This window comes from Streptococcus sp. CL8.13 (assembly GCF_049737895.1).
Map to the genome: position 1 here is coordinate 1 of NZ_JBKOTT010000019.1, position 9,684 is coordinate 9,684.

The window sequence follows — 9,684 nt, forward strand, 5'->3', positions numbered from 1 at the left end:
CCTTGAGCTTCAGCGATTTTCGCATAGTCAGCATTAGGGAAGTCACAACCAAACAAGTGTTTGTTTGTGTCTTCGTATTTGTCCTTGATGAAGGCATATTTACCATTTGAGAAGACAACGTTGATAACTGGAAGGTCGTATTGAACGTTTGTGATAACGTCTGGGTAGCACATGTTGAATGCACCGTCACCCATGATGTTCCATACTTGGCGATCTGGATTGTCTTTCTTAGCAGCGATACCACCAGGAAGGGCAATACCCATTGTCGCAAAGAGTGGAGATGTACGCCACATGTTCTTAGGTGTCATGTGAAGGTGACGAGTAGATGTTTGAGTAGTGTCACCTACGTCGATTGAATAGATAGCGTCTTGATCAGCATGTTTGTTGATTGCATTGTAAACTTGATACAATTGCAATTCACCCTCAGTTTTACCTTCGAGTTTGTTCATGTAATCACGCCAGTTTTGGTTGTTCTTAACGTTTGCACGCCACCATGGAGTAGATTCAACTGGATTCACTTTGTCAAGGATTGCTTTCGCTGCTTGACCTGCATCACCAAGGATTGAAGCGTCTAGGGCATGACGTTTACCAAGTTTGTAAGGGTCAATATCCACTTGGATGAATTTTTCAGTATTCTTGAATGCTTCGTAAACTTCAGCAAATGGGAAGTTTGAACCAAGGAAAAGAACTGTGTCTGCTTCAAAGACCACTTCGTTGGCTGGTTTCCAACCAACACGGTAAGCAGAACCTGTCAAACCTTCATAGTTCCATTCGAAAGCTTCAAAGTTTTTACCAGTTGTGATGATTGGTGCTTTGATTTTACGTGACAATTCAGTAATCACTTCACCAGCTTTAACACCACCGTAACCAGCATAGATAACTGGACGTTCAGCATTGTTCAAGATTTCAACAGCTTTGTCGATTTCAACTTCGTTCAAAGCAGGAGCGATGAATGAACGTTCGTATGAACCTGAACCGTAGTATGAATTTTCGTCGATTTCTTGGAAACCGAAGTTTACTGGGATTTCAACAACAGCTGGACCTTTTTTAGAAACTGCAGCACGGCAAGCTTCGTCGATTACTTTTGGCAATTGCTCAGCGTAAGCTACACGTTTGTTGTATACAGCGATACCGTTGTACATTGGGTTTTGGTTCAATTCTTGGAAAGCATCCATGTTGAGTTCGTTAACTGGACGTGATCCAAGGATTGCTAGGAATGGAGTGTTATCCATAGCTGCATCGTAAACACCGTTAATCAAGTGAGTCGCACCTGGACCACCTGAACCAACTGCAACCCCGATTGAGCCGCCGAATTTAGCTTGCATAACCGCTGCAAGAGCACCTGTTTCTTCGTGACGAACTTGCAAGAAGCGGATATCTTTGTCTTCAGCCAAAGCATCCATCAATGAGCTGAGTGTTCCTGATGGGATACCGTAGATTGTGTCTACGCCCCATGTTTTCAATACATTAAGCATTGCTGCAGATGCAGTAATTTTCCCTTGAGTCATAATGATAACTCTCCTTCAAATATTTTTAAATCTACTAAAAAAGGTTTCATATAGTTTTTGAAAACGTTTCAGTAAATTTTTACACTACTAATTTATCACATTTATTTTGACTTTACTAAGAATCTGCTCAGAAGTTTTTATTCTCTATTACAGTACAGTTTAAAAACGTTTTTAGTTTCTGTTTTATAATAAAAAAAGCGAGCAAGCCCGCTTTTAATCTATTTTACTAAAGTTTAGTAAGAGTGAACTAGTCAGAACAGATACAGAACTAAAGGCCATGGCTAGACCTGCCAGTTCTGGATTGAGGGCCAGTCCAACACCTGAAAAGACTCCTGCTGCAATCGGAATTCCGGCGACATTGTAGATAAAGGCCCAGAAAAGATTGAGCAGAATTCGATTAAAGGTTTTCTTACTCATGTCAAAGGCACGAACCACTCCTAAGAGGTTATTAGTTGTCAACACCAAATCTGCTGACTCGATGGCAATATCTGTTCCAGCTCCCATAGCAATCCCCACATCTGCTACACTAAGGGCAGGAGCGTCATTGATACCGTCCCCAACAAAGGCTACTTTGCCAGCCGCTTGTAGTTTATGGATTTCATGAGCTTTTTCTTCTGGCAAGACACCTGCAATGACCTCTTCGATTCCGATTTGATCTGCAATAGCACGCGCCACACCTGCATTGTCTCCTGTCAGCATGACTGTTTTAAGACCTCGTTTTTTCAACTGACTGATGGCAAGCTTAGCATTTTCCTTAGGAATATCTTGCAGGGCAAGCAAGCCTTTGATTTCATTCTCAACAGCCAAGAACACAACTGTCTTAGCTTCTTTTTCTAGTTCTTCTAGTTTTTCTTGATAAATGCTAGAAATATCCATGCCATCCAGCATTTTAGCATTTCCAAGCAAAACTTGTTTTCCATTGATTTGCCCTGAGACACCTTTTCCGTGCAAGGCTTGGAAATTTTCAACAGTTTGAAGCTCAAGTCCAGCTTCACTCGCTCGTTTCACAACGGCTTCAGCCAGTGGGTGTTGAGAAGCTTCTTCCAAGGAAGCTGCCAATCCAAGCACTTCTACTTCGTCGCCGATGATATCTGTGACCACAGGTTTCCCTTCAGTCAAAGTTCCGGTCTTATCAAAGACGATAGTTTGAACTTTCTGGATTTCCTGTAGAACCGTTCCATTTTTGAGGAGAACTCCCATCTTGGCACTGCGACCTGTCCCCACCATAAGGGCTGTCGGTGTTGCAAGTCCCAATGCACAAGGGCAGGCGATAATCAAAACCGCCACTCCGTAGAGAAGAGAGGACACAAAGCTAGCTCCAAGCACGACCACACTATCCCTGAGCAAGACGAACCAAACCCAAAAGGTCACAATCCCTAAAATGACAACTGCTGGGACAAAAATCCCTGAAATCTTATCCGTCAAATCCTGAATCGGCGCACGACTTGTCTGAGCTTTCTTCACAAAATCCACAATCTGAGCCAAAACAGTCTCTGAACCAACTTTTTCTGCTCTAAAAACAAGTGTTCCACTATTATTGATGGTTGAACCAATGACGGTATCTCCAACTGTCTTGTCCACAGGCAGACTCTCACCTGTCACCATAGACTCATCAATACTAGAGATACCTTCTACTACGACACCATCAACCGCAATCTTTTCACCGGGACGCACTCGAATCAGGTCACCTACCTTGACTTGCTCCAAAGGGACTTGAACATAGTTATCCTCACGCAAGACTTCTGCAGTTTTAGCCTGCAAGTCAAGTAATTTCTCCACAGCTTGGGAAGTATTTTTCCGCATTTTCTCCTCAAAAACGGCTCCCATAAGAACGAAGAAGAAGATAAAGGCAGCACTTTCAAAGTAAACGGGGAGGCCAGCGAAGAGGGCAACTAAGCTATAGAAATAGGCCACTAGGGTTCCCAGAGCAACCAAGGTATCCATGTTGGCATTGTGCTTTTTAAAACTAGCCCAAGCACTTTGGATATAAGGACCACCTGCTACTAGCATAATCGGTGTTGTGGCTAAAAAGGTGCCCCAACGCATGACTTGGTGACTAATTCCTCCTGTCGACATCCCAATCATGAGGATCACAAGAGGCACAGTAAAGATACTAGTAATCCAAAAACGCTGTAAAAGTGATAGAGATTTTCGAGTCTTCTCAACAACTGTATAACTTCCCTTTTGCATCTTCATACCACAAGAAAATTCATGTTGACCTAATTCTTGAGGTGTAAAACGAATGACTTTCTCCTCATCTACGCCGATTGGTTCCAAGATACCTTCTTCTTCAAACAGAATTTCCTTGTAACAGTTTGAAGGAGTTGCTCGATGAAAGGTAATCTCAGCTGGAATCCCTTTTTGAAGCTGTATATGAGCTGGATGGTAGCCTTTGTCTGCCGTGATACGGATTTTTTGAACACCATTTTCAAGACTTGCTTTTACAATTTCAGTCATATCATTCTCCTATTCTACAATCATCTTGCCGTGCATCATATTCATGCCACAAGAGAAACCATACTCTCCAGCCTGCTCAGGCGTGATTTCCACTACATACTCTTCACCCATTGGCAGGTCCGCATGTACACCAAAGTCTGGAAAAACAATTTGGTCCAGACAGGGTGAAGGGTCCTTGCGGTCAAAGACAATGCGGGCTGGCACTGATTTCTTGAGGATAATCAACTCAGGCGTATAGCCCCCCATGACATCCACTCGAATCTCTTGGTAGCCGTTTTTTTGCTGGGCCTTTTGTCCAGATTTTTCAGGCTTTTTGAAAAACCAAAACAAGATAAAGGCGATAAGGGCAATACAAATAATGGTTACAATGCTATTTAACATGACGTCTCCTTTACATACAATTACATTTTACTTCTGTTACAGCGCTTGATTTCTTCTCAGAAATCACAGCTTCCAACTCTTCCAAGTCAGCCTGAGTAAAATCACATTCAGCAATCAAATCAGCCAGCAAGTTCTTAATCCTACGGGAACAAACCTTGTCCTTGATATCTTGGACAAGCAAATCCCGACTTTGGTCTAGAGTTAAAAGAGCTGAATAAACAAAGGACTTACCTTCTTTTCTTCGAGTCAGGCACTCTTTCTCAACCAAACGAGCCAAAAGAGTTTGAATGGTCGACTTGGACCAGTCAAATCTCTCCGCCAGAACCCTGATCAAATCCATACTGGTCTGCTCTCCTTGCATCCAAATAATCTTCATGACCTGCCATTCTGCATCTGAAATCTGCATAATCACACCTCCAAAATCTACATTTGTCAATTACAATTATCAGTATACTCTTAAAATCTACATTTGTCAACTATGAAATTAATCTTTTCTTTGAAAAATTGAATTTTAACCCTATGATAAAGGATTTGCAGTCAAATCTTACTATATAAACTATGAAAATATGCTATACTAAAGAAAAAAGAAAACAACCACTAGGGGTGCGTAAAGCTGAGATTAACAACTGTTAGACCCTTTGACTCAATCTAGGTAATGCTAGCTGATGGAAGTGGAAATGATAATGGGGACTAGCAGTCTTCTATTGCCTTCCTGAAACGGACTAGCTTGTTCTTAAGAATACAAACTTCAGTTGGTTGGGAGGTTTTAGATGACTTATTTACCCGTTGCTTTGACCATTGCAGGGACTGACCCTAGTGGTGGTGCTGGCATTATGGCTGATTTAAAGTCGTTCCAAGCTAGAGATGTCTATGGAATGGCCGTTGTGACCAGTCTTGTCGCTCAAAATACCAGAGGCGTTCAATTAATCGAGCACGTTTCTCCTCAAATGTTGAAAGCCCAATTGGAGAGTGTCTTTTCTGATATTCCACCTCAGGCTGTAAAAACAGGGATGTTGGCAACTACTGAGATCATGGAGATCATCCAGCCCTATCTTAAAAAGCTGGATTGTCCCTACGTCCTTGACCCTGTTATGGTCGCAACAAGCGGTGATACCCTGATTGATACCAGTGCCAGAACTTACCTAAAAACAAATCTACTTCCCCTTGCAACTATTATTACACCCAATCTTCCTGAGGCAGAAGAGATTGTTGGTTTTTCAATCCATGATCCTGAAGACATGCAGCGTGCCGGTCGCCTGATTTTAAAAGAATTTGGTCCTCAGTCTGTTGTCATCAAAGGAGGCCATCTCGAAGGCGGTGCCAAGGATTTCCTCTTTACCAAGGAGGACCAATTTGTCTGGGAAAGTCCACGAATTCAAACCTGTCATACACATGGTACTGGATGTACCTTTGCTGCAGTGATTACTGCTGAACTAGCCAAGGGGAAAACCCTCTATCAAGCAGTCGATAAAGCCAAGGCCTTTATCACGAAAGCCATCCAAGACGCCCCTCAACTCGGTCATGGTTCTGGCCCAGTTAACCATACAAGCTTTAAAGATTAAGAAAAACTCTCTAGTTCCCACTTTAAGGGAATTAGAGAGTTTTTATACTCTTCGAAAATCTCTTCAAACGACGTCAGCTTTATCTGCAACCTCAAAGCTGTGCTTTGAGCAACCTGCGACTAGCTTCCTAGTTTGCTCTTTGATTTTCATTGAGTATTAATTAGAAAATAATGTCATCCAACTTTGTCAAAAAGGCTTGCGTTTTTGTCTCTATATCTTCTGTCTGCATCAAATCACGCACTACAGCTACACCAGCTATGCCAGTGCCCATAAGTTGGTCAATGTTCTCTGATGTCAAGCCGCCAATAGCAACTACTGGAATAGCGACCCTTTGGCAAATTGTTTTCAAAGTTGAAATCAGGGTGATAGGCGCATTTTCCTTGGTGGTTGTTGGGAAAATGGCTCCTGTTCCCAAGTAATCGGCACCTCCTTCTTCTGCCTCAAGGGCTCTTTTTACAGTTTTAGCTGTGACACCGAGGATTTTTTCAGAACCTAGGACTTTGCGGGCAACCGAAACTGGTAGTTCATCGTCTCCGATATGCAGACCAGCAGCATCAACTGCAAGACAAACATCCAAACGATCATCGATTATCAGGGGTACCTGATAGGCATCTGTTATTTCCTTGACTTCTTTTGCCAGTTGATAATATTGATTGGTTGTGAGATTTTTTTCTCGTAATTGGACTATGGTAACCCCTGAACGGCAAGCCCTCTCAATCTTTTCAAGAAAGCTTTCCAAGGAATCTTGGTAGCGATTGGTTACCAGATACAGTCTAAGCGCCTCTCTATTCATAAACATCTCCTTTGATAGCATCTAGCCAGTTTTCATCTCTTTTGAGGAGCGAAAGCTGATTGAGTACTTGGTAACGAAAATCTTCCAATCCCATTCCTTGAACAACTATTCTCTCAGCAGAGATATTGAGATAAGAAACCGCTAGGCAAGAAGCTTCAAAGCTAGTCTTTCCTTGGCTGAGAAAAACGGCTGTCAAGGCTCCAACCAAGTCTCCTGTCCCTGTTATCCAGTCTAATTCTGCACAGCCATTTCCCAGTACAGCGACCTGATTCTTCGAAACGTTGAGGTCCTTGGGGCCTGTGACTAAGAATGACATACCTGGATAAAGCTGACACCAGTCTTTCAAGACTTGAAGTAAATCCTCAGTTTCTTGATCTTTAGCACTCGCATCGACCCCAACGCCGTGGTGTTTTAAGCCAACAAGACTTCGAATTTCCGACATGTTTCCTTTAAGGACCGTAGGTATATAGTCTAAAAGGTCTTTAACTAAGCTCTTACGAATGGGTGACGCTGATACGCCAACCGCATCTACTACCATTGGGAGACCAGCTTGAGCTGCATAAGAAGCTGCCATACGGATTGCTTTTTCCTTCTCAGCTGACAAATGCCCCAAATTGATGAAGAGTGCCTGGCTTTGCTTAGTAAAATCAAGAACCTCACGAGGGTCATCTGCCATGACAGGTTTGCATCCCAGAGCCAAAATCCCATTTGCTAACATCTCACAAGAAATCTCATTGGTAATACAGTGAATGAGGGAACTAGAGCCTATAGGAAAAGGATTTGTAAATGCCTGCATCAGTCTATCCTTTCACCAAAGAAATATCCCTGCACTTTTTTAAAGAATTCCTGCTTGATTAAAAATCGAAAGGCAATAAAGGAAATCGCTGTACCAATCAAGGTTGCTCCGAAAAATCGAGGAGTGTAGATAAACCAGCTAAGCTTAGCAGCTGATCCTGTAAAGAGTACCATAACAGGATAGGAAACAATAGAACCAATAATACCTGTTCCCAAAATTTCTCCCAAGGCAGAAAAGTAAAATTTTCGACCATACTTATAAAAGAGACCTGCTAGAAGGGCTCCAAAAGTCGCTCCTGTGAGAGCTAAAGGTGGAATCCCTTGAGTCGTCATACGGATAAAGGCTGTCACTGTAGCCATAACCAAGGCATAAACAGGTCCCATCATGATTCCTGCTAGAATATTGACTACACTGGACATCGGTGCCATTCCCTCAATCCGAAAGATAGGCGTAAGGACTACATCAAGGGCAATCATCATGGATAAAATGGTTAATTTGTGAACTTGAAGTTGGTGGTTTCTCATTTTCTATTTCTTCTCTTTTTCTAAGGACTGCAAATCACTCGTCCATGTTTGATGTTGGTAAGCCATCTCCCAAAACTTGGCTTCCATGTGGACACTTCTGTGGAAGGCCTCTAGCATTTTTTGTTTGTCCGTCTCGTCACTTTCTCGATAGAGCTGATTTACCAAAGCTTCTTCCTCTCGAATCTGCTGCTCCAACTCATCCGTAATATAAGTTTCAATCCATTGTTGGTAGAGAGGATTTGGTGATGGTTTAAGATTAAGTGATTTGCCTATATCATGATATAGCCAAGGACAAGGCAGCAAGCTCGCAAAAGCAATGCCCAAGTTTGGCTCTTCAAATTGACGATAAATGTGAGAGATATAATGATAGCAGGTTGGAGCGATTGGATGTTGCTCCATTTCCTGATCGCTGATTTCCAATTCCTTGAAAAATTGTTGGCGGATAAACAACTCACCCTCCACTAGACTCTGAGCATTTTGTTTCAAGAGTCTTTTCATCTCTTGGTTTGAAGTCTTATCAGCCAAAAGGTGATAGATTTCTGAGAAAGCCTTCAGATAGTAGGCATCCTGAATCAGGTAATAGCGGAAAATGGACGGGTCTAAATTTCCCTCTTGTAATTGTAAAATAAAGGGATGATGAAAGGAGGCCTGCCAAGCTTCCTTGGATAATTCCATCGCAATATCTGTAAATTCCATAATAACTCCTTTATAAAAATAAACTGGTTTGAAGCAATAAAAAGAAAAGCAGGTAGATTAATTTTGTTTTTTTAGAAATATAAAAGATTCGATAGCTATTCTCCACCTGTGCATGTTCGTCATATCCATGCGCCGACATAGCTCTCAGGTAAAGAAGGCGCCACCTAAAGACTGTCATCAGAACCTTGCTGTAAATCAAAGGAGACCAAACATGCAGTTCTTGACCACGTAATAGGCAAGCTTCTTTGAGGGACTTGATTTCTTGCTGAATAAGGGGAAAGGAATTGAATACCACAATTAAGGCATAAGCCCAAGACCGTGATAACCCCTTTTGAGCCAAGTACAAGAGAAGCTCTTTTAGGGAAATAGAGGAAACAAAGACAAGTCCGATACAAACTGTCACAAAGGCCCTCGTTCCAAGCATAACTGCCTGCGAAGCATCTCCATGTAACTGAACTGCCCAATAGTTGGCCAAAGATGGCAAAATGGCAAGTAGAATCATCCAAGCCAACATCTTAAATCGACGGTAATAGAGCATAAAGAGAATACAAAATGCAACTACCGAGAGATTAAGAGCAATCGAAGGAATAAAAGATGTTTCCAAGGATAAAATCAGCAAGAAGAGACTGATAATCGGTGTCTGGGTTGCTACTTTGACCATACTATCTCACCTCCCTTTGAGCATTGCTACTCTGAGATGTGAGTGGTTGGGTGATAGTCACTTCTTTCACATGACTGAGTCCCTGACTAGTCATCTCAATCCAATAATCAACCACAGAGATCAAGGGATCTAAACGATGGCTAATGACCAGAAAACTTCTTCCTTGATTTCTCTCCTCCACAATCCACTGGCAAAAATAATGGCAAGCTCTATCATCCAAGCCTGCAAAAGGTTCATCTAGCAAGATCACAGAAGCCTTGCTAGTCAAGATGGTCAAGAGCTGAAGAATCTTTTGCTGGCCACCAC

Annotated in this window: 10 protein-coding genes, 1 pseudogene and 1 riboswitch; of the genes and pseudogenes, 1 reads left to right on the forward strand and 10 read right to left on the reverse strand. The window is 42.2% G+C overall.

What is annotated here, in order from left to right; translation table 11 throughout:
- The 4 genes from spxB to ACLNCN_RS01315 form a co-directional block, all read right to left on the reverse strand.
- On the reverse strand, nt 1-1,508 hold a 1,508-nt coding region (gene spxB, locus ACLNCN_RS01300), incomplete at its 3' end, for a pyruvate oxidase (protein WP_424844468.1).
- Between the two features lie 213 nt (nt 1,509-1,721).
- The gene (locus tag ACLNCN_RS01305; protein WP_424844469.1) at nt 1,722-3,965 is read right to left on the reverse strand and encodes a heavy metal translocating P-type ATPase; all 2,244 of its coding nucleotides are present in this window, start codon (nt 3,963-3,965) and stop codon (nt 1,722-1,724) included.
- A gap of 9 nt (nt 3,966-3,974) precedes the next feature.
- On the reverse strand, nt 3,975-4,346 hold the full coding sequence (locus ACLNCN_RS01310) for a cupredoxin domain-containing protein (RefSeq protein ID WP_049516547.1): 372 nt from the start codon (nt 4,344-4,346) through the stop codon (nt 3,975-3,977).
- A gap of 10 nt (nt 4,347-4,356) precedes the next feature.
- Nucleotides 4,357-4,752 carry a CopY/TcrY family copper transport repressor gene (locus tag ACLNCN_RS01315; protein ID WP_049516546.1) on the reverse strand — a complete coding sequence of 132 codons (396 nt, stop codon included), beginning with the start codon at nt 4,750-4,752 and terminating at the stop codon, nt 4,357-4,359.
- Nucleotides 4,753-4,935: 183 nt separating this feature from the next.
- Nucleotides 4,936-5,033, forward strand: a riboswitch (TPP riboswitch).
- Nucleotides 5,034-5,116: 83 nt separating this feature from the next.
- Here ACLNCN_RS01315 and thiD point away from each other — a divergent pair.
- Nucleotides 5,117-5,908 (forward strand): bifunctional hydroxymethylpyrimidine kinase/phosphomethylpyrimidine kinase, encoded by a 792-nt coding sequence (gene thiD, locus ACLNCN_RS01320; protein ID WP_424844470.1) that lies wholly within the window; start codon nt 5,117-5,119, stop codon nt 5,906-5,908.
- Between the two features lie 160 nt (nt 5,909-6,068).
- On the opposite strand, the gene thiE is transcribed toward thiD, so the two are convergent.
- The 6 genes and pseudogenes from thiE to ACLNCN_RS01350 all read right to left on the reverse strand — a co-directional run.
- Nucleotides 6,069-6,701 carry a thiamine phosphate synthase gene (thiE, locus tag ACLNCN_RS01325; protein WP_424844471.1) on the reverse strand — a complete coding sequence of 211 codons (633 nt, stop codon included), beginning with the start codon at nt 6,699-6,701 and terminating at the stop codon, nt 6,069-6,071.
- Entirely contained in the window at nt 6,694-7,497 is an 804-nt protein-coding gene (locus ACLNCN_RS01330; RefSeq protein ID WP_424844472.1) for a hydroxyethylthiazole kinase, read from the reverse strand. Before ACLNCN_RS01330 ends, thiE begins: the two co-directional genes overlap by 8 nt.
- Nucleotides 7,497-8,021, reverse strand: a complete 525-nt coding sequence (gene thiW / locus ACLNCN_RS01335; RefSeq protein ID WP_060627903.1) for an energy coupling factor transporter S component ThiW — start codon at nt 8,019-8,021, stop codon at nt 7,497-7,499. The genes ACLNCN_RS01330 and thiW overlap by 1 nt, the downstream gene beginning before the upstream one ends.
- Nucleotides 8,022-8,024: 3 nt before the next feature.
- Nucleotides 8,025-8,717 carry a thiaminase II gene (tenA, locus tag ACLNCN_RS01340; RefSeq protein WP_424844473.1) on the reverse strand — a complete coding sequence of 231 codons (693 nt, stop codon included), beginning with the start codon at nt 8,715-8,717 and terminating at the stop codon, nt 8,025-8,027.
- A gap of 10 nt (nt 8,718-8,727) precedes the next feature.
- Nucleotides 8,728-9,378, reverse strand: a complete 651-nt coding sequence (locus ACLNCN_RS01345; RefSeq protein ID WP_125417012.1) for an energy-coupling factor transporter transmembrane component T — start codon at nt 9,376-9,378, stop codon at nt 8,728-8,730.
- A gap of 1 nt (nt 9,379) precedes the next feature.
- Nucleotides 9,380-9,684: pseudogene (locus tag ACLNCN_RS01350) on the reverse strand (ABC transporter ATP-binding protein); the annotation flags it as partial.

Excerpts from the sequence above, each read along its gene's own strand:
- ACLNCN_RS01305 (WP_424844469.1), bottom strand. The coding sequence starts at position 3,965 with ATGACTGAAATTGTAAAAGCAAGTCTTGAAAATGGTGTTCAAAAAATC.
- ACLNCN_RS01310 (WP_049516547.1), bottom strand. The coding sequence starts at position 4,346 with ATGTTAAATAGCATTGTAACCATTATTTGTATTGCCCTTATCGCCTTT.
- ACLNCN_RS01315 (WP_049516546.1), bottom strand. The coding sequence starts at position 4,752 with ATGCAGATTTCAGATGCAGAATGGCAGGTCATGAAGATTATTTGGATG.
- thiD (WP_424844470.1), top strand. The coding sequence starts at position 5,117 with ATGACTTATTTACCCGTTGCTTTGACCATTGCAGGGACTGACCCTAGT.
- thiE (WP_424844471.1), bottom strand. The coding sequence starts at position 6,701 with ATGAATAGAGAGGCGCTTAGACTGTATCTGGTAACCAATCGCTACCAA.
- ACLNCN_RS01330 (WP_424844472.1), bottom strand. The coding sequence starts at position 7,497 with ATGCAGGCATTTACAAATCCTTTTCCTATAGGCTCTAGTTCCCTCATT.
- thiW (WP_060627903.1), bottom strand. The coding sequence starts at position 8,021 with ATGAGAAACCACCAACTTCAAGTTCACAAATTAACCATTTTATCCATG.
- tenA (WP_424844473.1), bottom strand. The coding sequence starts at position 8,717 with ATGGAATTTACAGATATTGCGATGGAATTATCCAAGGAAGCTTGGCAG.
- ACLNCN_RS01345 (WP_125417012.1), bottom strand. The coding sequence starts at position 9,378 with ATGGTCAAAGTAGCAACCCAGACACCGATTATCAGTCTCTTCTTGCTG.